The organism is Variovorax sp. 350MFTsu5.1 (assembly GCF_048302515.1).
In the GTDB taxonomy this organism is placed as follows: domain Bacteria; phylum Pseudomonadota; class Gammaproteobacteria; order Burkholderiales; family Burkholderiaceae_C; genus Variovorax; species Variovorax guangxiensis.
The window spans coordinates 1,661,445-1,686,479 of sequence record NZ_CP157620.1 but is presented as its reverse complement, the minus strand read 5'-3'; the positions used below and the strand labels follow the sequence as shown (position 1 = coordinate 1,686,479).

Below are 25,035 nucleotides of genomic sequence, written 5' to 3'. Positions count from 1 at the left end.
TGCTACTTGAACTCGCGCTCGCGAAGCCACTTGGTGGCGACCCACTTCTCTCCCGCCAGCACCGGCGCGCCGCCGTGCAGGGTGCGGGTGACGGGGTCGGGCCGGTCGTAGCTGAAGAACACGCCGCAGCCGCGCGCCGGGGCCACTTCGAGGCCCACGTCGGGGAAGGTGGTGGCGCCGCCGCCCTCGGGCTCCTGCAGGTACATCACCAGCGTGGCGACGCGCTGGCCGCCGCGCTTGAGGATGGTGGGCGTGCCGGGCTCGTTGGGGTCGAAGTAGTCGTAGTGCGGACGGTACTGCGCGCCGGGTGCGTAGCGCAGTATCTGCAGACCCTCGCCGAATTCGAGCGGCCAGCGCAGCAGCGCTGCGATGCGCTGTTCGACGCGGGCGACGATCTCGTTCTCGCCGCGCTCGAAGAACATGCCGTCGCTGGTGCGGTCGACGTTGAGCACCTCGCCGCCGGTACGCGTCTCGACCGTGAGCGAGCGCGCAAGCCGCACGCGCGCGGCGGCGATCAGCCCTTCGCACTCCTCCGCCGACAGCAGGTTGCCGAAGACCACCACGCGCGGGTGCCGCATGGTCTGCAGCACCTGCACGCGGCGGTCGCCCGCATCGATGTACAGCGGCGCGCCGTCGAGGTCGGGCCCGGGCATCTTCGCCTGCACGGAGGGCAGCGCGACTTCCACGTTCGGGAAGCCGGCTTCGAGCTGGGCCAGCGCCACGTCGGCGGCGGCGTCGTGCCAGCCGGCCGCGCGCATGGAAGCGCGCAGCGCCGGCACCGAATGCCCGGCTGCGAGCTGGGCTACCAGCCACTCGCGCAGTTCCGGACTGATCGCTTGGGACATCTCAATACTCCTGCACGTTGCGGCACCCCCGCAACACATGAAAAAACCGCCACGCCCCCAATGCCAGGAACACCGCGGAACCGGCTTTGCCAGGCCGCCGGTGTTGCCCCCTGCAAGGGGGTTGGCGCAGCGACACGAAGTGCGCGAAGACTGGGGGTCAGTCCAACCTTCTCCTGAACACCAATCTGTCTGGTTTGGACACATCGGCGTCGAAACCATAACCCTCGAGGTCGAACTTTTCCAGTGCCTTGGGCGTGGAGGCCTTGTGCTGCGCGGCCCAGCGCGCCATCAGGCCGCGGGCGCGCTTGGCGAAGAAGCTCACGATCTTGTAGCGGTCGCCCTTCCACTCCTCGAACACGCATTCGACCACACGGGCCTTGAGCACTTTCCGGTCCACCGACTTGAAGTACTCGTTCGATGCGACATTGATCACCACCGGCGAGCTGTCGGCCGCGAGGCGCTGGTTCAGGTGCTCGGCGATGCGCGAGCCCCAGAAGGCGTAGAGATCCTTGCCGTGGCGGTTGGCCAACTGGGTGCCCATCTCCAGGCGATAGGGCTGCAGCAGGTCGAGCGGGCGAAGCAGGCCGTAGAGGCCGCTGAGGATGCAGACGTGGTCCTGCGCCCAGGCCAGCTGGGCCTTGGTGAGGGTGCGGGCGTCGAGGCCACCGTAGACGTCGCCGTCGAAGGCGAAGGCGGCCTGGCGGGCGTTCTTCGGGCTGCTCTTGCTGGACCAGGCCTCGTAGCGGGCCACGTTCAGGGCCGAGAGCTTGTCCGACAGGCTCATGAGCTCGGAGATCTGCTGGGGCGACTTCTCGCGCAGCAGCTTGATGAGTTCGACCGAAGGGCCGCGGGGCGATTCGAAATGGGGCTGGGTGGCAGGGATTTCGGAGGGGACGGGGGTTTCGTAGTCGAGCGACTTCGCAGGGGAAAGCAGGAACAGCATGCCGGAATTATCAGTGGCGGCCATGACAGGGGCCGCCCCGGTAAAATCGCCGGCTACCTCCCTGTGTCCCCCGACGGCCCCCGAAGGGCCGTTCCTGCATTTCCCATGAGCGAACCCACCACCCCTCCCGCCCAGCCTGGTCTGGACAGCCTTTCCAAATCGTTCGAGCCCGCCGCCATCGAGGCGCACTGGGGCCCCGAATGGGAGAAGCGCGGCTACGCCAAGGCCGGCTTCCGCGGCACGCAGCAACCCAAGGAAGGCGCCGAGTCGTTCGCGATCCAGCTGCCGCCGCCCAACGTGACGGGCACGCTGCACATGGGCCATGCGTTCAACCAGACGATCATGGACAGCCTCGCGCGGTATCACCGCATGAAGGGCGACAACACGCTGTGGGTGCCCGGCACCGACCACGCCGGCATCGCGACGCAGATCGTGGTGGAGCGCCAGCTGCAGGAGCAGAAAGTCAGCCGCCACGACCTGGGCCGCAAGAACTTCGTGGCGCGCGTGTGGGAGTGGAAGGAGAAGTCGGGCAACACCATCACCCAGCAGATGCGCCGCATGGGCGACACGGTGGACTGGAGCCGCGAGTACTTCACCATGGACGACGACCTCTCCAAGGTCGTGACCCACACCTTCGTGAAGCTGTACGAAGAAGGCCTGATCTACCGCGGCAAGCGCCTGGGCAACTGGGACCCGGTGCTCAAGACCTCGGTGAGCGACCTCGAAGTCGAGAGCGAAGAGGAAGACGGCTCGCTCTGGCACATTGCCTATCCGCTGGAAGACGGCAGCGGCACGCTGACCGTGGCGACCACCCGGCCCGAAACCATGCTCGGCGACACGGCCGTGATGGTCCACCCCGAGGACGAGCGCTACAAGCATCTCATCGGCCAGCGCGTGAAGCTGCCGCTGGTGGACCGGCTGATCCCGATCATTGCCGACGACTACGTCGACAAGGAGTTCGGCACCGGCGTCGTGAAGGTCACGCCCGCGCACGACTACAACGACTACGCCGTCGGCCAGCGCCACAAGCTGGACATGATCGGCGTGCTCACGCTCGACGCCACCATCAACGACAACGCCCCCGAGAAGTACCGCGGCCTCGACCGCTTCGTGGCGCGCAAGGCCATCGTGGCCGACCTCGACGCGCTGGGCCTGCTGGTCGAGGTGAAGAAGCACAAGCTGATGGTGCCGCGCTGCGCGCGCTCGGGCGCCATCGTCGAGCCGATGCTCACCGACCAGTGGTACGTGGCCATGACGCGCCCCGGCGCGGACGGCCAGTCGATCGCGCAGAAGGCCATCGACGTGGTCAAGTCGGGCGAGGTGCGCTTCGTGCCCGAGAACTGGGTCAACACCTACAACCACTGGATGGAGAACATTCAGGACTGGACCATCTCGCGCCAGCTCTGGTGGGGCCACCAGATTCCCGCCTGGTACGACGAGGAAGGCAACGTGTACGTGGCGGAAGACGAAGCCGCCGCGCAGGCCAAGGCGCCCGGCAGGAAGCTGGTGCGCGACGAGGACGTGCTCGACACCTGGTATTCGTCGGCGCTGGTGCCCTTCTCCTCGCTGGGCTGGCCGGAGAAGACGCAGGACCTCGACCTGTACCTGCCCTCCACCGTGCTGGTGACCGGCTACGACATCATCTTCTTCTGGGTCGCCCGGATGATCATGATGACCAAGCACTTCATCGGCAAGGTGCCGTTCAAGCACGTGTACATCCACGGCCTGGTGCGCGACGCGCAGGGCAAGAAGATGAGCAAGTCCGAAGGCAACGTGCTCGACCCGGTGGACCTGATCGACGGCATCGAACTGCCCGCGCTCCTGGACAAGCGCACGCAGGGCCTGCGCAAGCCCGAGACGGCGCCGGCCGTGCGCAAGAACACGCAAAAAGAGTTTCCGGACGGCATCCCCGCCTTCGGCGCCGATGCGCTGCGCTTCACTTTTGCGTCGCTGGCCTCGCTGGGCCGCAGCATCAACTTCGACTCCAAGCGCTGCGAGGGCTATCGCAACTTCTGCAACAAGCTGTGGAACGCCACGCGCTTCGTGCTGATGAACTGCGAGGGCCAGGACTGCGGCCTGCTGGAGCACAGCAAGGAAGACTGCAAGGTCGGCGGCAAGGCGCATGGCTACCTGAAATTCAGCCGCGCCGACTACTGGATCGTGTCGAAGCTGCAGCGCGTGGAGGCCGAGGTGGCCCAGGGCTTCGAGGAATATCGCCTCGACAACGTGGCCACCTCGATCTACCAGTTCGCCTGGGACGAGTTCTGCGACTGGTACCTCGAAATCGCCAAGGTGCAGATCCAGACCGGCGACGACGCGCAGAAGCGCGCCACGCGCCGCACGCTCATCCGCGTGCTCGAGACGCTGCTGCGCCTGGCGCACCCGGTGATTCCGTTCATCACGGAAGAGCTGTGGCAGAAGGTTTCGAAGGTTGCAGGACGTGAGGGCGAGTCGATCATGATCGCCGCGTATCCGAAGAGCCAGCCCGAGAAGATCGACGAGGCGGCCGAAGCATATGTGGCGCGGTTGAAGGCGCTGGTGGATGCGTGCCGCACGCTGCGCGGCGAGATGAACGTGTCGCCGGCCACGCGCCTGCCGCTGTACGCGGTGGCCGACGATGCCGAGGGCGCGGCCTTCCTGCGCGAATCGGCGCCGGTGCTGCAGGCGCTCGCCAAGCTCAAGGAAGTGAAGGTCTTCGACGACGAGGCCTCGTGGTCGGCTGCAGCCGAGGCCGCGCCCGTGGCCGTGGTTGGCGCGGCGCGCCTGTGCCTGCACATGGAAATCGACAAGGCCGCGGAGAAGCTTCGCATCGGCAAGGAAGTGGCGCGCGTCGAAGGCGAGATCGCCAAGGTGCACTCGAAATTGGGTAACGAAGCGTTCGTCGCGAAGGCCCCGCCGGCCGTGATCGAGCAGGAACGTAAACGTCTGACTGACTTCACGGCCACTCTGGAGCGCCTGCGCGACCAGCTTGTACGCCTCGGCTGACAGACTCCGGGTTTCGAAGGCGTTTAGGATGCTTGGAGCGGCTGCGCGCCGTTTCGCATCCTGCCATCCCCCTCTTTGACGAAAGACGCTGAACCGCCCATGTCCACATCCGCGACCCGCATCCGCAAGGCCGTATTTCCCGTTGCAGGCTTCGGCACCCGCTTCCTGCCGGCCACGAAGGCGCAACCCAAGGAAATGCTGCCGGTGGTCGACAAGCCGCTGATCCAGTACGCCGTCGAGGAAGCGTACGCAGCCGGCATCCGCGACATGATCTTCGTGACCGGCCGCAACAAGCGCGCGATCGAAGACCACTACGACACCGCCTACGAACTCGAGAGCCAGCTCGAGGCCAGCGGCAAGACCGCGCTGCTGAACATCGCCCGCTCGGTCATGCCCGACGACATGACCTGCTCGTATGTGCGCCAGCCGCGCATGCTGGGCCTGGGCCACGCGGTGCTGTGCGCCGAGCACCTGGTCGGCAACGAACCCTTCGCCGTGCTGCTGGCGGACGACCTGATGGTCGGCCCCGACGGCGGCCAGCCCGTGCTGGCGCAGATGACCGAAGCCTTCGGCCGCCTCGGCGGCTCGCTGCTGGCGGTGCAGGAAGTTCCGCTCGCGCACGTCAAGCGCTACGGCATCGTGGCCGGCGACGCGATCGAGGAAGGCCTGGTGAAGGTCAGCCGCATGATCGAGAAGCCGAAGCCCGAAGAGGCTCCCTCGCGCCTGGGCGTGGCCGGCCGCTACATCCTCACGCCAGGCGTGTTCGACGAGATCCGCAACCAGCCCAAGGGCGCGGGCGGCGAGATCCAGCTGACCGACGGCATCGCGGCGCTGATGAAGAAGGAATCGGTCTACGCCTACTCGTACAAGGGCATCCGCTACGACTGCGGCAGCAAGGAAGGCTTCCTGCAGGCCTCGGTCGAACTGGCACTGGCACACCCCGAAGTGGGCGCGGATTTCCGCGAGTACCTCAAGAGCCTGAAGCTGTAATCCGCAGCTTCGAGCACATGCAGGAAGGGCCGCAACCGCGGCCCTTTTTCTTTGTTCCGTCGCCTGCGCCTTGTCAGCGGCGCTTCAGCACATGGATGAAGTCGGTGCCGACGGTTTCCTGCTCCATCAGCTCATTGCCCGTCTGGCGCGCGAAAGCCTGGAAGTCGCGGATCGATCCGGGGTCGGTCGACACCACCTTCAGCAGCTGGCCGCTCGTCATCTCGTTGAGCGACTTCTTCGCCTTGAGGATGGGCAGCGGACAGTTCAGCCCGCGCGTGTCGAGCTCGCGATCAGCTTGCATTGCCAGGCTCCGGGGGCAGGTTGAGGCCGCGGCGGCGCTCCTCGTTCTCGGCGGCGGTGAAGAACACCGGCTCGTGCCCGCGCGTGCGCAGCCAGTCGGCCAGCGCATAGCCGGTGCCGGCGGGCCAGCACTTGAGATCGGGCAGATCGTAGAGCCGGTAGTCGACCAGCTCGGGCGAGAGCTTCACCTCGCCATCGGCCACCACGTGATAGGCGATGATGACCTGGTTCATGCGCTGGAAGTCGTAGGCGCCCACGATCTTCGTGGCGCTCACGTCGAGATTGGTCTCTTCCTTCACCTCGCGCGCGATGCCCTCCTCGGGCGTCTCGCCCGCTTCCATGAAGCCGGTGATGAGCGCGAACATCTTGCCCGGCCACGCGGCATTGCGCGCCAGCAGCACCTGGCCACGGTATTCGACGATGGCCGCGAGCACGGGCGTCGGATTGTTCCAGTGCGTGTGGCCGCAGTTGGGGCAGCGCAGCCGCTCCTTGGGGCCGCCGTCTTCCATCAGTGCGATCCACTCGAGCGGCGTGGCGCAGACCTGGCAGAACTTGGGGTGGGGCATGGGGGTCTCTTTTCTTTCTTCTTTGGCGCCTGCTCGCGTTGGGCAGACGCCGGTTCGGTCGCAGCCTAAGCCGGGAAGACGCCGGTGGAGAGGTATCGGTCGCCGCGGTCGCAGACCACGAAGACGATGGTGGCGTTCTCCACCGTCTTCGACACTTCGAGCGCGGCCCACAGCGCGCCCGCGGCAGAGATGCCGCCGAAGATGCCCTCCTCGCGCGCGAGGCGGCGGCACATCTCTTCGGCATCGCTCTGGCTCACGCTGATTTCCTCGTCGACACGGCTGGGATCGAAGATCTTCGGCAAGTACTCGGCGGGCCACTTGCGGATGCCCGGAATGCGCGAGCCTTCGGCCGGCTGCGCGCCGATGATGCGGATGGCAGGGTTCTTCTCTTTCAGGAAGCGCGAGACGCCGGTGATGGTGCCGGTGGTGCCCATCGCGCTCACGAAGTGCGTGACCTTGCCCTTGGTGTCGGCCCAGATCTCGGGGCCGGTGGTCTCGTAGTGGATGCGCGGGTTGTCGGGGTTGGCGAACTGGTCGAGCACGCGGCCCTTGCCCTGGGCCACCATCTGCTCGGCGAGGTCGCGGGCGTATTCCATGCCGCCGCTCTTGGGCGTGAGCACGAGCTCGGCGCCGAAGGCCTTCATGGTCTGCGCACGTTCGACCGAAAGGTCCTCCGGCATGATGAGCACCATGCGGTAGCCCTTGATGGCCGCGGCCATCGCGAGCGCGATGCCGGTGTTGCCGGAGGTGGCTTCGATGAGCGTGTCGCCGGGCTTGATCTCGCCGCGCTCCTCGGCACGCCGGATCATCGAGAGGGCCGGCCGGTCTTTCACCGAACCGGCGGGGTTGTTGCCTTCGAGCTTGCCGAGAATCACGTTGCCGCGCCTGGCGTTTTCTGCTGCATTGATGCGTTGCAGCGCGACCAGAGGGGTCTTGCCGATGGCGTCTTCGATCGTCGGATAGTTCATGCCAGCCACTGTGCCATAATTTTGGGCTTCGTTCAGAACCCTGCCCGGGTGGTGAAATTGGTAGACGCAGGGGACTCAAAATCCCCCGCCGCAAGGCGTGCCGGTTCGATTCCGGCCCCGGGCACCAGGCTTGGCTCTCCCCCAGGCTTCGCGCGCTTCGTGTCGCTGCGCCACCCCCCTTCCGGGGGCGACACCGGCGGCCCGGCGGAGCCGGTTCCACGGTGTCCCTGGAATGGGGCCCTGCTCTATCCCTTTTATTTCAGCCGGTCTTTTCTTGCAGGCCGGTGTGTACCGTCGGGTGCGCCAGGCGCACCCTCAGTTCACGCTTCAGCCTGGAGTTGTCCAGCCGTCGCGATTCACCCATGAAGCTCAGCAGCTGCAGCGGCAGTTGCCGTTCGGCTTCGCCTCGGGCCACTCGGGGCGGGCGGGGCATGCCGTAGATGTCGGCGGCGAGGTCGATGTAGTCGCCCATGCGCAGTTCGGTGTCGTCCGCGGCGTGCACCACGCGCTGCGGCTTGCCGCGGTAGAGCGCGGCGATGCAGGCGCGGGCGAGGTCGTCGGCGTGGATGTGGCTGGTGTAGACGTCGTCCTCCTGCCGCAGCACGGGTGTGCCGCGCTGCAGGCGGGCGCGGGGGGTGCCGTTCTCGCGGTCGGGAGCGTAGATGCCCGGGATGCGCAGGATGCTGGCGCGCACGCCGGCGCTGCGGCCGAGCCAGCGCACGGCGCGTTCGGCGTCGACGCGGCGGTGGGAACGTGGGGTGTCGGGCCGCACGGCGCGGGTTTCGTCGATGCGGGCGCCGCCGCAGTCGCCGTAGACGCCGCTGGTGGAGCCGTAGACGAAGGCCGAGGGCAAGGACCGCAGCCGCAGGGCCCGCGCCAGCATGGTGGTGCGCTGGTCGCGCCACCAGGCGGGGCCGCCGTCGCGCGCGGGGGGCGCCAGGTGCAGCACGCGAGTGGCGATGCCGGCGAGCCGGCGCAGGGTGGCCGGATCGTCCAGGTTGCCCACCAGGGGGCGTATTCCGGCGGTGCGCAGGACGCCCACGCGGTCGGCCGATGAAGTGAGCGCCACCAGCTGCATGCGCCCGCGCAGGTCGCGCGCCACGCGCTGGCCGACGTCGCCGCAACCGACGATCAGCAGGCGTTCTCGCCGGAACCGCGCTGGCAGCGCGCCGGAGGGGCTATTGATTGAAGGCAAAATCCTGTTCCCGTCTTCCCAATTCAGTTCCAGCTCCCCCGGCCGCCAACGGCCCGGAGGGAGCGTTACCCCTCGAAGAATACCGATGACAGCCACAGCGCCGCACGAAGCGGGCTTTTCCATCACCGTCGAGCCCAGCGGGCGCCATTTCACGGTCCAGGGCGACGAAACCATCCTGGCCGCGGGCATCCGCCAGGGAATCGGCCTGCCCTACGGCTGCAAGGACGGCGCCTGCGGCTCGTGCAAGTGCAAGAAGCTCTCGGGCGAAGTCACGCTGGGCCCGCACCAGAGCAAGGCGCTGAGCGCCGAGGAGCAGTTGGCCGGCTACGTACTCACCTGCTGCGCCCATCCCACGAGCGACGTGGTGCTCGAATCGCGCCAGGTCACCGAGGCCGGCGCGCTGCCGATCCGCAAGATGCCGGTGCGGGTGATGGCCCTCACGCGCCAGTCGCACGACGTGATGCTGGTGCGCCTGCAGCTGCCGGCCGGTGAGCCGCTGCAGTTCTACGCGGGCCAGTACGTCGAATTCATCCTGCGCGACGGCGCGCGCCGCAGCTACTCGATGGCCAATGCTCCGCACACGCTGGCGCAACCCGGCACGGGCATCGAACTGCACCTGCGGCACCTGCCCGGCGGCAAGTTCACCGACCATGTGTTCGGCGCAATGAAGGAAAAGGAGATCCTTCGCATCGAAGGCCCCTTCGGCAGCTTCTTCCTGCGCGAGGACTCCGACAAGCCGATGATCCTGCTGGCCTCCGGCACGGGCTTCGCGCCCATCAAGGCGCTGCTGGAGCACATGCAGTTCAAGGGCATCGACCGCGCCGCCACGCTGTACTGGGGCGGCCGCCGGCCCGAAGACCTGTACATGGACGGCTGGCTGCGCGAGCAGATGGCGCAGATGCCGAACCTGCGCTACGTGCCGGTGGTCTCCAACGCCACGCCCGAGGACAACTGGACCGGCCGCACCGGCTTCGTCCACAAGGCCGTGCTCGAGGACTTCGCCGACCTGTCGGGCCATCAGGTGTATGCCTGCGGCGCGCCCATCGTGGTCGACTCGGCCAAGCGCGACTACGTTGCGCTGGCGGGGCTGCCCGAAGAAGAGTTCTACGCCGACGCGTTCACCACCGAGGCGGACAAGGCGCTCCCCTGATTTTTCCGATCCACTGCGATACCCCAAGAACAAGATGAAGACGAGACACTTCCTTCTCACCCTCCTCGCAAGCGCCACCGCCCTCATGGGCACCGGCCAGGCCCTGGCGCAGCAATCGCAGCGCCCCATCCGCCTGATCGTTCCCTACGCGGCGGGCGGGCCGATCGACAACACGGCGCGCATCCTGGCCGAGCGCGTGAAGGACACGCTGGGCACGGTCATCATCGACAACAAGCCCGGCGCGGGCGGCAACATCGGCGCCGACGCGGTGGCGAAGGCGCCGGCCGACGGACTGACGATCGGCATCGCGGCCACCGCCACCAACGCGGTGAACCCGTGGCTCTACAGCAAGATGCCGTTCAACGCCGCGACCGACTTCGCGCCGATCACGCAGATGGTCCGCGTGCCCAACGTGCTGGTGATGAACGCCGACACCGCCAAGCGCCTGAACATCAACAGCGTGGCCGACCTGATCCGCTACGCCAAGGCCAACCCCGCCAAGCTCAACTACGGCAGCGGCGGCAACGGCAGCGCAGGGCACCTCGCGGGCGAGCTGTTCAAGAAAGAGGCCGGTATCTTCGCGCTGCACATTCCGTACAACGGCGGCAACCCGGCGCAGCTGGCGCTGATCTCGGGCCAGGTCGACTTCAACTTCGACAACCTCGCCACCGCCGCGCCGAACATCCGCTCGGGCAAGCTGAAAGCGCTCGCTGTGACGACGCTGCAGCGCAGCAGTTCGCTGCCCGAGGTGCCGCCCGTGGCCGACACGCTCAAGGGCTTCTCCATCGACACATGGTGGGGCCTGGTCGCACCGGCCGGCACGCCGCACGATGTGGTCGTGAAGCTCAACCAGGCCTTCGTGGCGGCACTGAATGCGCCCGAAACGAAGACCCGCTTCGCCTCGCTGCTGGCCGAGCCGGTGGGCAGCTCGCCCGAGCAATTCGGCACCTTCATGAAGAGCGAGCTCGCCAAGTACGAGAAGGTCGTCAAGGCCACCGGCGCGAAGGTGGACTGACGAGGTCCTCGGGCAAGGCCTCCTCGCGGCGCAACGCCACCGAGGAGGCATCGCCCGAATAGCTGCGCAGCCCCGCGAGGTCGAGCACCTCGACACCGCCATGCTCCACGCGCAGCAGGCCGTCGCGCTGCAGGGCGTGCAGCGCGCGGTTGGCGCGCTGTCGCGACACCGCCGACAGCAGGCCGATCTCGTCCTGGCTCAGCCGCACGAAGCGATCGGCACGCGGATACAGGATCGGATCGAACAGGCTCGCAAGGCAGCGCGCCACGCGCGCGTCCGGGCCCAGCAGGCGGTCGAACTCCATGAGCCCGATGAACAGGCTCAGCCGCGCATTGATGTGTAACAACAGAAACCGATTGAATTCGATGTTCGAGGCCAAGAGGCGCTCGAAGCTGTGCTTCGGGATGCAGGCGACGCGGGTGGGCCGCAGCGCCACGCCGTCGTAGCGCCAGGGGCCGGGGGTGAGCAGGGAGCCCTCGCCGCTCCAGCCTCCGGCAGTGACGCCGGTGAAGGTGGAAACGCGGCCGTCAGGCAGCGACACGGACATCTTCAGCAGGCCGTCCATCACGCCGACCCAGTGATCGGCGGGCTCGCCGCGCCGCACGACGAAACCTCCGGCAGGAACGGTGCGCTCATGGGATTCCTGCACGACCCGGTCGAGCTCCTCGCTCGTGAGGGCTCGCGCCCACAGGCTCTCGCGGAGCATGTTCTCCAGCGCGCTCGTCGACATCGTCGGGTCTCCTCCCAGGACACGGCCGGCCCGTCGCGCGAGCCGGTCCATCGCGGGCCGTAAGAAATGTCGTTCCAACGACATCCTCGGCGCGGCCATGATGCCACAGTCGCTCGCGTTCGCCACCACAACAAGGAGACAACGATGAAGCGATCGAACGAGAGGCCGCGCCCCTCGCGCACGCCGGACGACGACGATTCGCCGGGCCTGCGACGGCGCGAGGTGCTGGGCTATGCGACGGCTGCGCCGCTGCTGTCGGCGACCGCCGGCCTGGGCAGCCTCACCGCATCCTCCCGGGCAGTCGCAGCGCTGCTGCCGATGACGCCGCCCGACACCACCGACCTGATCGACATCGGCGATGCGGTGACCGTGACTTCGCTGCCGACCATGCCCCTCGTGAAGGTGACGAACGCCGAGAACGGCCGCGTGCGGCTCGCGCTGCCGCGGCTGGAGGTGGGCCAGGGCATCGCGACGGCCACGGCGATGATGCTCGCCGACAAGCTGCGCCTGCCGCTGAGCGCGATCGAAGTGACCTCGGCCGACGCCAGCCCCGAGCTGATCTGGAACCAGCTCACCGGCGGTTCGTCGAGCGTGCGCTCGCTGCATGCCGGGATGCCGCTTCTGGGCGGCCTGGGCGGCGTGCTCTCGGGCTCCACGCCATCGGTGGTCGGGCAGCGCGTCACGCGGCTCGACGCGCTCGACATCGTCACCGGGCGCAAGAAGTTCACGCTCGACCAGGCCGTGCCCGGCGCCATGCCGACGATGGTGCGGCGCCCGCCGACCATCAACGGCAAGTTCGTGAGCATCAACAACATGAACACGGTGATGGCCATGCCGGGGGTGATCGGCGTGGTGCCGATTCCATCGACCAACGGCATCACGCCGACGCCGCCCGGCGTGGCCGTGATGGCCGAGACCTTCGGGCAGGCATGGGCCGCGGTGAATGCACTCGACGTGACCTGGGCCGCCGGCCCGATCGACGGCGAGTCGAACGCCACCCTCATGCGCAAGCTGAAGTCGGCGCTGCTTCCGTTCGCGCTGCCGCCGCTGGGTGCGCTGACCGTGGAGGGCGAATTCGAGTTCGCGCCGGTCTCGCACTGCCCGATGGAAGTGGAATGCGCAATTGCCGACGTGCGCCCGGACCGGGCCGAAATCTGGGCCGGGCTGCAGAGCCCCATCGTCACCCAGCAGGCGGTGGCGGCCGAACTCGGCCTGCCATTGAACAAGGTGACCGTGCATGTGGTGCCTTCGGGCGGCTCCTTCGGACGGCGCCTCTTCTGGGACCCGGTGCTGCAGGCGATCCAGGTATCGAAGGCGCTCGGGCGACCCTGCCGCCTGATGTACCACCGCACCGACGACATGCGTCACACGCGCATGCGCCCGCCGATGTTCCACAAGGCGCGCGCGACGATGCTGCTGGGCCAGGTGATCGCCTTCGAGCAGCGCATCGCCGGCGTGCGGCTCGACACGCGCCACGGCTTCGGCAACATGCTGGAGGCCGCGGCCATCGCGCTGCCCAACGCCTTTCCGCAGACGGTGGGCAACTTCGCGATCGAGCAGATCATGTTCAAGACCATGGTCTCCTCGCCCTACAACTTCGGCGTGACGACCAAGCTGCTGACGCCGGTGCCGATCGACATGAACACCTGCTCGTACCGCTCGGTGCACATCCAGCCCTCGCGGCTTGTGGAGGAGATCCTGGTCGACGAGATGGCCAGGGCGGCGGGCAAGGACCCGGTCGCCTTCCGGCTCGAATACCTGCGCCTGCCGCGCGCCCGCGCGGTGCTCAAGGCAGTGGCCGAGGCGGCGCAGTGGGGCAAGGCGATGCCCGCGGGCTTCGCGCAGGGCGTGGGCGTGCACCAGGAAACGAAGTCGTTCACGGCCTGCATCGTCGAGATCGACGCGCGGATGCCTTCGGCTGCGAAGGTGGTGCGCGCGACGATCGCGATCGACGTGGGCACGCCCATCAACCCCTCGGGCATCGAGGCGCAGCTGCAGGGGGGCCTGTGCGAATCGATCGCGCTGGTGCTCAGCGCCGGGCTGCACATCCAGAACGGGCTGCCACTGGAAGGCAGCTATTCGCAGTACCACTTCTCGCGCATGAAGAACTACCCGAAGGACGTGAAGGTCATCATCATGCCGCCCAGCAACGAGGCCATCGGCGGCCTGGGCGAGGTCGGCCTGTCGGCGAGCTCGGGCGCCATCGCCAACGCATACGCGCGTGCCACCGGCATCAAGCCGCGCAGCTTTCCGCTGAACTTCCCGGTCGACTTCACGCCGATCCCGCCGGGCAAGCTGCCCACGCCCGTCAACGTTCCGATCCCGACCTGAGGAGGCCTCCCATGCCAGTGCAATCTTTCAAGGTGAATGGCCAGAACGTCGACGTCGAGGCGCCCGACGACATGGCCCTGCTCTGGGTGCTGCGCGACAAGCTCGGCATCACCGGGCCGAAGTACGGCTGCGGCATCAACGTGTGCAAGGCTTGCACCTGCCACGTGGATGGCAAGGCGGTCACCACCTGCTCGACGCGGGTGTCCGACGTGCGCGGCCGCCAGGTGACGACCATCGAGGGGCTGGCCAACGGCAACACGCTGCATCCGGTGCAGCAGGCCTGGCTGAACCTCGACGTGCCGCAGTGCGGCTTCTGCCAGCCAGGGCAGATCATGGCCGCGGTGGACCTGCTGCGCCGCACGCGCAACCCGACGGACGCCGACATCGACGCCATCGAGAACGTGTGCCGCTGCGGCACCTACGGCCGCATCCGCGAGGCCATCAAGGCTGCGGCTGCGGCGATGGGATAGGCAGGAAAAAAAGAGAAAGGGCCTTATTCGCCGAGGTAAGCGGCCCGCACGCGCGGGTCGCTCAGCAGTTCCTTGGCATCGCCGCTCATGGTGATGAGCCCCGACTCCATCACGTAGCCGCGGTCGGCCAGCTGCAGCGCGCGGTTGGCGTTCTGCTCGACCAGCAGGATGGTCACGCCCTGCGAGGCCACGGTCTGCACCACCTCGAAGATCTTGTCGCACATGATGGGCGACAGGCCCATGGTGGGCTCGTCCAGCAGCAGCACCTTGGGGCGCGCCATGAGCGCGCGGCCCATGGCCAGCATCTGCTGCTCGCCGCCCGACATGGTGCCGGCCAGCTGGTCCTTGCGCTCGCGCAGGCGCGGGAAGGTGACGAACACGCGCTCCATGTCGCTCGCGATGCCGGCCTTGTCCTTGCGGATGTAGGCGCCGATCTGCAGGTTCTCGGTGATGGTCATGCGCGTGAACACGCCGCGGCCTTCCGGCACCATCACAAGGCCCTCTTCCACCAGGTCCCATGCGCCGCGGCCCTTGATGCTGCGGCCCAGGAACTCGATGTGGCCGGCGCCCGAGGGCAGCGTGCCGGTGATGGCCTTCATGGTGGTGGTCTTGCCGGCGCCGTTGGAGCCGATCAGCGAGACCAGCTCGCCCTCGCGCACCTCGAAGTCCACGCCCTTGACGGCCTGGATGCCGCCGTAGCCGACCTTCAGGCCACTGACTTTCAGCAGGGTCTTGCCGGCAGTCCTGGCTTGTGCGGTGCCGGCGGCGGTGTCTTGCTCGCTCATCGTTGCTGTCGTCATCTCAGTGTCCTCCGGTACCGAGGTAGGCCTCGATCACCTTCTCGTTCTTCTGCACCTCCATCGGAGTGCCCTCGGCGATCTGCTTGCCGTAGTCCAGCACGGTCACGCGGTCGCACAGGCCCATGATGAGCTTGACGTCGTGCTCGATGATCAGGATGGTGCGGTTGTCGCGGCGGATGCGGTCGATCAGCTCGCGCAGCGCCACCTTCTCGGTGGAGTTCATGCCAGCGGCCGGCTCGTCGAGCGCGATGAGCTGCGGGTCGGTGGCCAGCGCGCGTGCGATCTCGAGGCGGCGCTGGTCGCCGTACGACAGCGTGCGCGCCTTGTAGTCGGCGAACTTGCCGATGCCCACGTAGTCGAGCAGTTCGTGCGCGCGGTCCGCAATGGCCTTTTCCTCGGCCTTGAAGCCGCCGGTGCGGAACATCGCGCCCAGCACGCCCGAATGGGTGCGGATGTGGCGCCCGACCATCACGTTCTCCAGCGCCGTCATTTCGGCGAAGAGTCGGATGTTCTGGAAGGTGCGCGCGATGCCGGCCTTGGCCACTTCGTGCACGGCCGTCGGCTGGTAGGGCTTGCCTGCGAGCTCGAAGGTGCCGCTGTCGGGCGTGTACAGGCCGGTGATCACGTTGAAGAAGGTGGTCTTGCCCGCGCCGTTGGGGCCGATCAGGCCGTAGACCTGGCCGCGCTTGATGGTGATGCCCACGTCGGACAGGGCCTGCAGCCCGCCGAAGCGCTTGGAGATGCCCCGGACGTCGAGGATGGTGTCAGTCGTCATGTTGATTCTTCCTCGCGCGTTCAGGGATTGATCGACATGGGACGGGAAGCCGCGCCCGGCAGTTCGTCTGCGGGCGTGTCGACGCCCGGCGCGTGGGTCTGCAGCGAGCCGGGGGCGACCGCGGCGTGGGTCGGGTCGACGGGCACGCCGCCCTTCTTCGTCAGCGACTTGCCGTGCTCCGGCGAGGGCCACAGGCCGCGCGGGCGCACCAGCATGATGACGATCATGGCCAGCGCGATGAACAGCTGGCGCAGGATGGAAGCGTCGAGGCGGCCGTCGGTCAGCGACTGCAGCGGACCGGCCACGTAGCGCAGCACTTCGGGCAGCGCAGCCAGCAGGATGGCGCCCAGGATCACGCCGGGCAGGTGGCCGATGCCGCCGAGCACGACCATGGCCACGATCATCACCGACTCCATCAGGCTGAAGGACTCGGGCGACACGAAGCCCTGGAAGGCGGCGAACATCGCGCCGGAGACGCCGCCGAAGCTCGCGCCCATGCCGAAGGCCAGCAGCTTCATGTTGCGGGTGTTGATGCCCATGGCCTTGGCTGCGATCTCGTCCTCGCGGATGGCCATCCAGGCGCGGCCGATGCGCGAAAGCTGCAGGCGGTGCGAGATGAGGATGGTGACCAGCACCAGCGCCAGGAACAGGTAGTAGTAGAGCGTGACCGACGAGATGGTGAAGCCGTCGAACTTCAGCGCCTTGCCGAGGTCGAGCCCCCAGAACTTGATCGAGTCGATCGAGGTGATGCCCTTCGGACCGTTGGTGATGTTCACCGGCTGGTCGAGGTTGTTCAGGAACACGCGGATGATTTCGCCGAAGCCGAGCGTGACGATGGCGAGGTAGTCGCCGCGCAGCTTGAGCGTGGGCGCCCCCAGCAGCACGCCGAGCACCGCCGCCAGCACGAAGGCCAGCGGTATCACGATCAGCAGCGAGGTGTGCATGCCGTTCGGGAAGGTGATCTTGAACCACTCGAAGGTCTCGGACAGGTGCGACGACCCCATCAGCGCGAAGAGGTAGGCCCCCACCGCGAAGAAGGCCACGTAGCCCAGGTCGAGCAGGCCGGCATAGCCGACCACGATGTTCAGGCCCAGGGCCAGCAGCACGTAGAGCAGTGCGATGTCGGCGATGCGCACCCAGGCGTTGCCTTGCATCTGCAGCAGCAGCGGCAGCGCGAGCACGGCGATGGCGCCGATGACGTAGAGGGCGAGGTTCTTGCTGTTCTTCATGATGGCAAGCTCCTCAGGCGCGGTCGGCCACGCGTTCGCCCAGCAGGCCCGAAGGACGCAGCGTGAGCATGGCGATCAGCACGATGAACGCGAAGATGTCGCTGTAGTTGCTGCCCAGCACCCCGCCGGTCAGCGTTCCGATGTAGCCCGAGCCGATGGCCTCGATGAGGCCCAGCAGGATGCCGCCGACCACCGCGCCGGCCAGGTTGCCGATGCCGCCGAACACGGCCGCCGTGAAGGCCTTGAGGCCGGGCAGGAAGCCCATGGCGTGCTGCGCGATGCCGTAGTTGGAGGCGTACATCACGCCGGCGATCGCCGCGAGCACGGCGCCGATGATGAAGGTGGCCGAGATGACCATGTCGGGGCGGATGCCCATGAGCGCGGCGACGCGCGGGTTCTCGGCAGTGGCGCGCATCGCGCGGCCGAGCTTGGTGTAGTTGACCAGCCACATGAGTACCACGAGCGAGAACGCCGTGACGCTGAGGATCATGACCTGGGTGGGCGAGATGACCGCGCCGCCGAGGTGGATGGGATCGGAAGGCAGGAGCGTGGGATAAGCCTTGTTGGTCGGCTTCCAGATGATCATCGCCAGCGTCTGCAGCAGGATCGACATGCCGATGGCGGTGATGAGCGGCGCGAGCTTGGGGCTGTTGCGCAGCGGCCGGTAGGCCACTTTCTCGATCACGAAGTTCAGGGTTGCCGCGACGACGCAGGCAATGATCAGCGCGATGAAGAGGATCAGCCATCCCGGTGTGTTGGGCATGCCGTCCTTCATGAGTCCGATGATGGTCCAGCTCGTGAGCGCCCCCACCATCAGCACTTCACCGTGCGCAAAGTTGATCAGATTGATGATGCCGTACACCATTGTGTAGCCCAGGGCTATCAAGGCGTACATGCTGCCGAGAACCAGACCGTTGATGATCTGCTGCAGCAAAATGTCCATAACGCGATTTCCTATGTGTTGCACCGTTGGGGTGCCATTCACCCACCGGGTCACCGGTTTGGCGCCCCTGGCTTGACAAGCAAAAAACCAGCCAACATGTGTCGCCGGCGGATTTGTGGGCGGGATTGTAGTCACGCACCAGCGCCGATTCGGTGCGCGCGGACCGGGGTTTACCCGCTCACGTCATGCTGTATGCGCGTGGGGTCATGCACGCTTCGCGCACATGGTGCAACAGGGTATAGACGGCTGTATCAGCCCTTGGCTTCGTCGTTCCGGCGGCGAAGGTCGCGCAGCTTTTCCGCGATGCGGATTTCGAGTCCACGCTCCACCGGTTCGTAGAAGACCTGGCCTTCCAGGCCGTCGGGAAGGTAGCGCTCGCCAGCGGCGAAACCGCCCTCCTCGTCGTGCGCATAGCGGTAGCCCTTGCCGTAGTCGAGCTGCTTCATGAGCTTGGTCGGCGCATTGCGCAGGTGCATGGGCACCGGGCGCGTGGTGTCGGTCTTCACGAGGGCGCGTACCGCGTTGTAGGCCTTGTAGACGGCGTTCGACTTGGGCGCGATCGCGAGGTAGACCACGCACTCGGCCAGCGCCAGTTCGCCTTCCGGGGTACCCAGCCGCTCGTAGACCTCGGCGGCGTCGAGCGCCAGGCGCAGCGCGCGCGGATCGGCCAGGCCGATGTCTTCGCTGGCCATGCGCACCAGGCGGCGCGCCATGTAGCGCGGATCGGCGCCGCCGTCGAGCATGCGCACGAACCAGTAGAGCGCGGCATCGGGGTCGCTGCCGCGCACCGACTTGTGGAGCGCACTGATGGTGTCGTAGAACTGTTCGCCGCCCTTGTCGTAACGGCGCATGCGTTCGCCGAGCACGCGAAGCAGCCATTCGTCGGTGATGTGGTCGAGCTTCTCGGCGCGCGCGGCGACCGCAAGGGTTTCGAGCGTGTTGAGCAGCCGGCGGGCATCGCCGTCGGCATAGGCCACGAGGCGGTCGACCGCGGCGTCGTCGATGGCGGGCACGGCCTGTATGGCCTGCGCGCGCGCAACAATCTGCTTGAGGTTGCCTTCGTCGAGCGACTGCAGCACGTAGACGGCCGCGCGCGACAGCAGCGCCGAATTGACCTCGAACGAGGGGTTCTCGGTGGTCGCGCCGATGAAGGTGAAGAGGCCCGACTCCACGTGCGGCAGGAAGGCGTCCTGCTGGCTCTTGTTGAAGCGGTGCACCTCATCGACGAAGACGATGGTGCGCTGCTGCGTGAGCCCGTCGCGCGCGGCAGTGGCGCGCTCGACCGCCTCGCGGATGTCCTTCACGCCGCCGAGCACCGCGCTGATGCTCAGGAATTGCGCGTCGAAGGCATCGGCCATCAATCGCGCGATGGTGGTCTTGCCCGTGCCCGGCGGGCCCCAAAGGATGCAGGAATGCGGCTGGCCCGACTCGAAGGCGATGCGCAGCGGCATGCCCGGGCCGAGCAGGTGCTGCTGGCCGATCACCTCGCCCAGGGTCTTGGGACGCAGGCGTTCGGCAAGGGGCTGGTGGGCTGAAGTGGCCAATCCGGTGGGCTTGCCTGTTTATGGATTACTGCTTGACGACGTCCGCGCCGGCCGGCGGCTTGAAGTCGAACACGCTGGCGGGCAGCGAGGGATTCACTTCGACCTTGCTGAACTTCAGCACCGAGCGCTGGCCGAAGCTGTCGAGGATCTCGAGCGCCGCCAGCGCATCGCCCTGGAAGCCGACCTGCACGCTCTGCAGCTGGCCGTCCTTGTTCTTCGGCGTGGCCTTGACCCACTGCAGGCCGTCGCGGTCGGGCGCGGACTCCAGCGTGAAGTCGGCCTGCAGCGCCTTCAGGTCGGGCGCCGCGGCGATCAGCGCCGCGGGCGTGGAGCCCAATGCCTGCGCCTGCGCGCGCTGCGTGACCTGGTTCAGGTCGGCGTCGTAGAGCCACAGCGTCTTGCCATCGGCCACGATGCTCTGCGCGAAGGGCTTCTGGTAGTCGAACTTGAACTTGCCGGGGCGCTGGAATTCGAAGGTGCCGGCCGAGGTCTTGGTACGGCCCGGCTGGCCTTCACGCGCGGGCGCGGTGACGGTCTGGGTGAAGTCGGCGCGGCCGGACTTCACCGTCTTCACGAAGGTTTCGAGGCTGTCGAGCCCGCCCGCCCAGGCATTGACGGAACTCAGCAGGCCGATCAGTAGCCAGTGACGCAATTTCAATTTGGATTCCTCTGAATGGCTGTGGCACCAGGCTTTCGACCCTACCCGCCGCGAATTGCGGCAGGTGTAGGCCTTGATGAAGATTTGCAATGCCGAAAGGCGCTTTTGCAAATTGCCTTTCAGCACGTAACCTGGGTGATCCGGGGCCTTGCGGCCGTCATTCGGCCGCGCGCGCGGGCACCAGGATCTCTCGCTGGCCGCTGCCGCTCATGGCGCTGACGAGGCCTGCCTTCTCCATGTCCTCGACGAGGCGCGCGGCGCGGTTGTAGCCGATCTTCAGGTGGCGCTGCACCAGCGAGATGCTGGCCTTGCGGTTCTTGAGCACCACTTCGACCGCCTGGTCGTACATCGGGTCCTTCTCGCCGTCGCCACCGCCACCGAGCAGGTCGCCGTCACCGTCGCCATCGACCGTGCCGCCTTCGAGCACGCCTTCGATGTAGTCGGGCTCGCCCTGGCTCTTGAGGTAGGCCACCACGCGGTGTACTTCGTCGTCGCTGACGAAGGCGCCGTGCACGCGGATCGGCAGGCCGGTACCGCTGGGCATGTAGAGCATGTCACCCATGCCCAGCAGCGCCTCGGCGCCCATCTGGTCGAGGATGGTGCGGCTGTCGATCTTGCTCGACACCTGGAAGGCGATGCGGGTCGGGATGTTGGCCTTGATCAGGCCGGTGATCACGTCCACGCTGGGGCGCTGGGTGGCGAGGATGAGGTGGATGCCGGCCGCGCGCGCCTTCTGCGCCAGACGGGCGATCAGCTCCTCGATCTTCTTGCCGACCACCATCATCAGGTCGGCCAGCTCGTCGATGACCACGACGATGTGCGGCTCGCGCTTGAGCGGCTCGGGATCGTCCGGCGTGAGGCTGAAGGGGTTGTAGATGAACTCCTCGCGCGCCTTGGCCTCGTCGATCTTGGTGTTGTAGCCGGCCAGGTTACGCACGCCCAGCTTGCTCATGAGCTTGTAGCGGCGCTCCATCTCGGCCACGCACCAGTTCAGGCCGTGCGCGGCCTGGCGCATGTCGGTGACCACGGGCGCCAGCAGGTGCGGGATGCCTTCGTAGACCGACATTTCGAGCATCTTCGGGTCGATCATGAGCAGGCGCACGTCGCGCGCCTCGGCCTTGTAGAGCAGCGACAGGATCATCGCGTTGATGCCCACCGACTTGCCCGAGCCGGTGGTACCGGCCACCAGCACGTGCGGCATCTTCGCGAGGTCGGCCACCACGGGGTTGCCGATGATGTCCTTGCCGAGGCCCATGGTGAGCATCGACTTGCCTTCGTTGTAGACCTGCGAGCCCAGGATCTCGCTGAGCTTGATCGACTGGCGCTTGGCGTTCGGCAACTCGAGCGCCATGTAGTTCTTGCCGGGGATGGTCTCGACCACGCGGATCGAGACCAGCGAGAGCGAGCGCGCAAGGTCTTTCGCGAGGTTGACGATCTGCGAGCCCTTGACGCCGGTGGCGGGCTCGATCTCGTAGCGCGTGATGACGGGGCCCGGCGAGGCCAGCACCACGCGCACCTCGACGCCGAAGTCCTTGAGCTTTTTCTCGATCATGCGCGAGGTCATCTCGAGCGTGTCGGCGGAGACGGTTTCCTGGCGAGCCTGCGCGGGGTCGAGCAGGTCGACCTGCGGCAGCTTGCTGTCGGGCAGTTCGTTGAAAAGCGGCTTCTGGCGCTCCTTGACGACGCGGTCGCTGCGGGGCACTTCGGTCATCGCGGGCTCGATCTGCACAGGCGGCGATGGCGGGCGGCGCTTGGGGCGCGGCTCGATGAGGATTTCGTCATCGCCGCCGCCACTGCCACCACCGGCATGGGCGCCGGACGAAGGCGACAGCGAGGGCTCGGAACGGCCGGAGTCGGCGTCGCCGCGCGTGAAGCCGTGGTCGTCGGCCTCGGCGCGCTCGCGCGCGGCCTGCTTGCCCATGGCGATGTCGGCTGCGAGTTCGCGCTTTTCGCGGCGCGATTCGAAGAGCGAATAGAAGCGCGCGCCGATGCGCTCGGCGATCAGGCTCCAGGAGAAACGGAACACCAGCGCGGAGCCGATCACGCCGCCGGCGATGGCCACCAGCGCCGATCCGGTGAAGCCCATCCAGCGCACGCTGGCGGGACCGACCAGATATCCCAGCGCACCGCCGCCAGAGCCTGGCAAGTGCGCTTCGAGCCGGTACAGCCGCGACCACTCGAGCACGGTACTCGCGCAAAGCAGCAGGATCAGGCCGAGCCAGAAGGCAAGGCGGCTGCGGTTGAAGCGCCCGCGCGGGGTTGCCTGTTCGGCCGCCGAGGGTTCGCCGCCGCGCAGCCAGTTGGCCAGCGAAGACAGCCAGGCGCGCAGCCCGGCGAAAAGGCACCACCAGACGGAATAGCCGGCGGCGTAGTAGCTGCCATCGGCCAGCCAGGCGCCGATGCGGCCGCCCCAGTTCTTGATTTCGCCCCCGGTGCCCGAGGTAGACCAGGCGGCATCGGAGGGCGTGAAGCTCAGCATCGAGAGTAGCCAGAACAGCAGCGCTGCGAATCCTGCGATCAGCGTGATCTCGTGGGCGAAGCGCATGGCGCGCACGCGCACGGGTTGCCCCTCGGCGGCAGAAGAAGATTGAAGCGTATTCAGCGAATAGGTCATGAAAAACACGGCGCCCGGTCCCTGTGAAGCGGGGCCGGATGCACGAACACTACAACAAAAGGCCGGGGCCGCCGTTACCAGCGGCCCCGGCCCTGGAGGCTCAGGCCAGAGACAGGAGCCGTTCCTTGACGATCATCGATCCGTCGTCCTGCGTCTGGACGAAACCGCGCTCTTCGAGATCCTTCATCACACGGCTCACCATTTCGCGCGAGGCGCCGACCATCTTGGCCAGGTCCTGGCGGGAGATCTTGTCGCGCACCTTGAGATTTCCGGCGCCGTCCTCGATGGCGAATTCGAGCAGCGAGCGGGCCACGCGCCCGTAGACGTCCATCAGCGCCAGCGATTCGATCTTGCGGTCGGCATGGCGCAGGCGCTGCACGAGGCCGCGCATGATGTTGTACGCCATGGAGGAGTTCTCGGGCAGGCAGCGCGCAAAGGCGTCGCGGCCTAGCATGAGCACGTCGCACTGGATTTCGGTGCGCACGGTGGCCGAATGCGGCTCGTCGTCGATCAGGCTCATCTCGCCAAGATAGTCACCGGGGTGCAGCGTGGCGAGGATGACCTCGCGTCCGCGGCTGTCGGCACTGGTGACGCGCGCACGTCCGGTCAGGATGATGTAGAGCGCATCGGACTTCTTGCCCTGCTCCACAACGACTTCCGCGCGCTTGAAACGCTTCTTGATGATCGCGTCCGCGATGCTAGCGGACTGCGTGGCCGTCAACGACGCGAACAATGGAACGCGCCGAAGCAATTCGAGGTTGGACAGCATCGACATTTATCAATCCCTGAGACAGCGGGCGGAGCAATCCAGAAAGCAGCAAGCCGATGGATTACTACAATCGCGCGCATTGAAAACACCGTTTACCCGGTGTTGAACCGGGCAGTGATACTCCATATATATCGCTACCACCCTGAAAATGTACACGCTGAAGCAGCGTCCATCCTAGGTTTTCTACTCATGTCCGCTCCCCAACACGCCAAGGTTTTGATTCTGGGCTCCGGCCCTGCCGGCTATACCGCCGCCGTCTATGCGGCACGCGCAAATCTGCAGCCACTGCTCATCACCGGCATCGCCCAGGGCGGACAGCTGATGACCACCACCGAGGTCGACAACTGGCCGGCCGACGTCCACGGCGTGCAGGGCCCCGACCTGATGCAGCGCTTCCTGGAGCATGCGGAGCGCTTCAAGACGCAGATCGTTTTCGACCACATCAACAAGGTCGACCTGAGCAAGCGCCCCTTCACCCTCACGGGCGACAGCGGCACCTACACCTGCGACGCGCTGATCATCGCCACCGGCGCTTCCGCGAAGTACCTGGGCCTCGACTCCGAACAGAAGTTCATGGGCCGCGGCGTTTCCGCCTGCGCGACGTGCGACGGCTTCTTCTACCGCGAGCAGGAGGTCTGCGTGATCGGCGGCGGCAACACGGCCGTCGAGGAAGCGCTCTACCTCGCCAACATCGCGAACAAGGTCACCCTGGTGCACCGCCGCGACAAGTTCCGCGCCGAGCCGATCCTGATCGACAAGGTCATGGAGAAGGTCGCCGAGGGCAAGATCGAGCTGAAGCTGCACAACGAGCTCGACCAGGTGCTGGGCGACGACACGGGCGTGACGGGCATCCGCATCAAGAACACGCAGACCGGCGCCACCGAGCAGATCGACCTCAAGGGCTGCTTCATCGCCATCGGGCACCACCCCAATACCGACATCTTCCAGGGCCAGCTGGAGATGAAGGACAACTACATCCTGACCCGCTCCGGCCTGCAGGGCTTCGCCACGATGACCAGCATTCCGGGCGTTTTCGCCGCCGGCGACGTGCAGGACAACGTCTACCGCCAGGCCATCACCAGCGCCGGCACCGGCTGCATGGCCGCGCTCGACGCACAGCGCTTCCTGGAACAGGACGGCACGCTGTAACCACCGGGCCTCCAAAAGGGCTATAATCCAAGGCTTTGCCGAAACATGGCTCTCCCACGAGCTGCG

Annotated in this window: 22 protein-coding genes and 1 tRNA gene; 8 read left to right on the top strand and 15 right to left on the bottom strand. The window is 66.9% G+C overall.

The features are described from left to right. Positions 1-2 precede the first annotated feature (2 nt). Both ABL843_RS07340 and yaaA read right to left on the bottom strand, forming a co-directional pair. The gene (locus ABL843_RS07340) at positions 3-845 is read right to left on the bottom strand and encodes a 2OG-Fe(II) oxygenase (RefSeq protein WP_418119438.1); all 843 of its coding nucleotides are present in this window, start codon (positions 843-845) and stop codon (positions 3-5) included. A 157-nt stretch (positions 846-1,002) separates the two neighbouring features. After that, positions 1,003-1,788 carry a peroxide stress protein YaaA gene (gene yaaA, locus ABL843_RS07335; RefSeq protein ID WP_126023201.1) on the bottom strand — a complete coding sequence of 262 codons (786 nt, stop codon included), beginning with the start codon at positions 1,786-1,788 and terminating at the stop codon, positions 1,003-1,005. A 105-nt stretch (positions 1,789-1,893) separates the two neighbouring features. Between yaaA and ABL843_RS07330 the strand changes: the two genes are divergently transcribed. Together ABL843_RS07330 and galU are read left to right on the top strand one after the other, a co-directional pair. Further along, positions 1,894-4,773, top strand: coding sequence for a valine--tRNA ligase (locus tag ABL843_RS07330; protein ID WP_418119437.1), 2,880 nt, complete (start codon positions 1,894-1,896; stop codon positions 4,771-4,773). 99 nt (positions 4,774-4,872) lie between these two features. Then, complete coding sequence (galU, locus tag ABL843_RS07325; protein WP_418119436.1) at positions 4,873-5,763, top strand: UTP--glucose-1-phosphate uridylyltransferase GalU; 891 nt, start codon at positions 4,873-4,875, stop codon at positions 5,761-5,763. Between the two features lie 73 nt (positions 5,764-5,836). Here the strand turns inward: galU and ABL843_RS07320 are convergent, their stop codons facing one another. The 3 genes from ABL843_RS07320 to cysM form a co-directional block, all read right to left on the bottom strand. Further along, positions 5,837-6,064: a sulfurtransferase TusA family protein gene (locus ABL843_RS07320; protein WP_106937528.1), complete on the bottom strand. Its 228-nt coding sequence runs from the start codon at positions 6,062-6,064 to the stop codon at positions 5,837-5,839. Next, a complete protein-coding gene (locus ABL843_RS07315; RefSeq protein WP_019654253.1) occupies positions 6,054-6,629 on the bottom strand; it encodes an NUDIX domain-containing protein in 576 nt (191 codons plus the stop codon). Before ABL843_RS07315 ends, ABL843_RS07320 begins: the two co-directional genes overlap by 11 nt. Positions 6,630-6,694: 65 nt before the next feature. Continuing rightward, positions 6,695-7,597: a cysteine synthase CysM gene (gene cysM, locus ABL843_RS07310; RefSeq protein ID WP_126023198.1), complete on the bottom strand. Its 903-nt coding sequence runs from the start codon at positions 7,595-7,597 to the stop codon at positions 6,695-6,697. 42 nt (positions 7,598-7,639) lie between these two features. Between cysM and ABL843_RS07305 the strand changes: the two genes are divergently transcribed. Beyond that, a tRNA-Leu gene (locus ABL843_RS07305) sits at positions 7,640-7,724 on the top strand. 132 nt (positions 7,725-7,856) lie between these two features. On the opposite strand, the gene ABL843_RS07300 is transcribed toward ABL843_RS07305, so the two are convergent. Beyond that, positions 7,857-8,792 (bottom strand): NAD-dependent epimerase/dehydratase family protein, encoded by a 936-nt coding sequence (locus tag ABL843_RS07300; RefSeq protein ID WP_418119435.1) that lies wholly within the window; start codon positions 8,790-8,792, stop codon positions 7,857-7,859. Between the two features lie 85 nt (positions 8,793-8,877). Here ABL843_RS07300 and ABL843_RS07295 point away from each other — a divergent pair, with 85 nt between their 5' ends. Both ABL843_RS07295 and ABL843_RS07290 read left to right on the top strand, forming a co-directional pair. After that, positions 8,878-9,942 carry a CDP-6-deoxy-delta-3,4-glucoseen reductase gene (locus tag ABL843_RS07295; RefSeq protein WP_126023140.1) on the top strand — a complete coding sequence of 355 codons (1,065 nt, stop codon included), beginning with the start codon at positions 8,878-8,880 and terminating at the stop codon, positions 9,940-9,942. 34 nt (positions 9,943-9,976) lie between these two features. After that, complete coding sequence (locus ABL843_RS07290) at positions 9,977-10,957, top strand: Bug family tripartite tricarboxylate transporter substrate binding protein (RefSeq protein ID WP_418119434.1); 981 nt, start codon at positions 9,977-9,979, stop codon at positions 10,955-10,957. Here the strand turns inward: ABL843_RS07290 and ABL843_RS07285 are convergent. Continuing rightward, on the bottom strand, positions 10,929-11,687 hold the full coding sequence (locus tag ABL843_RS07285) for a Crp/Fnr family transcriptional regulator (RefSeq protein WP_126023138.1): 759 nt from the start codon (positions 11,685-11,687) through the stop codon (positions 10,929-10,931). The genes ABL843_RS07290 and ABL843_RS07285 overlap by 29 nt on opposite strands. 144 nt (positions 11,688-11,831) lie before the next feature. On the opposite strand from ABL843_RS07285, the gene ABL843_RS07280 reads away from it, so the two are divergent. Both ABL843_RS07280 and ABL843_RS07275 read left to right on the top strand, forming a co-directional pair. Next, positions 11,832-14,018 (top strand): molybdopterin cofactor-binding domain-containing protein, encoded by a 2,187-nt coding sequence (locus tag ABL843_RS07280; RefSeq protein WP_418119433.1) that lies wholly within the window; start codon positions 11,832-11,834, stop codon positions 14,016-14,018. 11 nt (positions 14,019-14,029) lie between these two features. Then, complete coding sequence (locus tag ABL843_RS07275) at positions 14,030-14,488, top strand: (2Fe-2S)-binding protein (RefSeq protein ID WP_184635311.1); 459 nt, start codon at positions 14,030-14,032, stop codon at positions 14,486-14,488. A 23-nt stretch (positions 14,489-14,511) separates the two neighbouring features. Here the strand turns inward: ABL843_RS07275 and ABL843_RS07270 are convergent, their stop codons facing one another. The 8 genes from ABL843_RS07270 to ABL843_RS07235 all read right to left on the bottom strand — a co-directional run bounded on the left by ABL843_RS07270 (position 14,512) and on the right by ABL843_RS07235 (position 23,826). Then, positions 14,512-15,273 carry an ABC transporter ATP-binding protein gene (locus tag ABL843_RS07270; RefSeq protein ID WP_369662473.1) on the bottom strand — a complete coding sequence of 254 codons (762 nt, stop codon included), beginning with the start codon at positions 15,271-15,273 and terminating at the stop codon, positions 14,512-14,514. 16 nt (positions 15,274-15,289) lie between these two features. Continuing rightward, on the bottom strand, positions 15,290-16,063 hold the full coding sequence (locus ABL843_RS07265; RefSeq protein WP_126023135.1) for an ABC transporter ATP-binding protein: 774 nt from the start codon (positions 16,061-16,063) through the stop codon (positions 15,290-15,292). A gap of 20 nt (positions 16,064-16,083) precedes the next feature. After that, positions 16,084-17,292 (bottom strand): branched-chain amino acid ABC transporter permease, encoded by a 1,209-nt coding sequence (locus ABL843_RS07260; protein ID WP_126023134.1) that lies wholly within the window; start codon positions 17,290-17,292, stop codon positions 16,084-16,086. A gap of 13 nt (positions 17,293-17,305) precedes the next feature. Then, a complete protein-coding gene (locus ABL843_RS07255; RefSeq protein WP_019654264.1) occupies positions 17,306-18,235 on the bottom strand; it encodes a branched-chain amino acid ABC transporter permease in 930 nt (309 codons plus the stop codon). Between the two features lie 251 nt (positions 18,236-18,486). Beyond that, entirely contained in the window at positions 18,487-19,779 is a 1,293-nt protein-coding gene (locus ABL843_RS07250; RefSeq protein ID WP_369659354.1) for a replication-associated recombination protein A, read from the bottom strand. A gap of 25 nt (positions 19,780-19,804) precedes the next feature. Next, complete coding sequence (lolA, locus tag ABL843_RS07245; RefSeq protein WP_176668072.1) at positions 19,805-20,437, bottom strand: outer membrane lipoprotein chaperone LolA; 633 nt, start codon at positions 20,435-20,437, stop codon at positions 19,805-19,807. Between the two features lie 157 nt (positions 20,438-20,594). Next, a complete protein-coding gene (locus ABL843_RS07240) occupies positions 20,595-23,051 on the bottom strand; it encodes a DNA translocase FtsK (protein WP_369662474.1) in 2,457 nt (818 codons plus the stop codon). Positions 23,052-23,151: 100 nt separating this feature from the next. Then, positions 23,152-23,826 carry a Crp/Fnr family transcriptional regulator gene (locus ABL843_RS07235; protein ID WP_126023131.1) on the bottom strand — a complete coding sequence of 225 codons (675 nt, stop codon included), beginning with the start codon at positions 23,824-23,826 and terminating at the stop codon, positions 23,152-23,154. Positions 23,827-24,009: 183 nt separating this feature from the next. Between ABL843_RS07235 and trxB the strand changes: the two genes are divergently transcribed. Then, positions 24,010-24,969 carry a thioredoxin-disulfide reductase gene (trxB, locus tag ABL843_RS07230; RefSeq protein ID WP_126023130.1) on the top strand — a complete coding sequence of 320 codons (960 nt, stop codon included), beginning with the start codon at positions 24,010-24,012 and terminating at the stop codon, positions 24,967-24,969. The last annotated feature ends 66 nt before the right edge of the window (positions 24,970-25,035 follow it).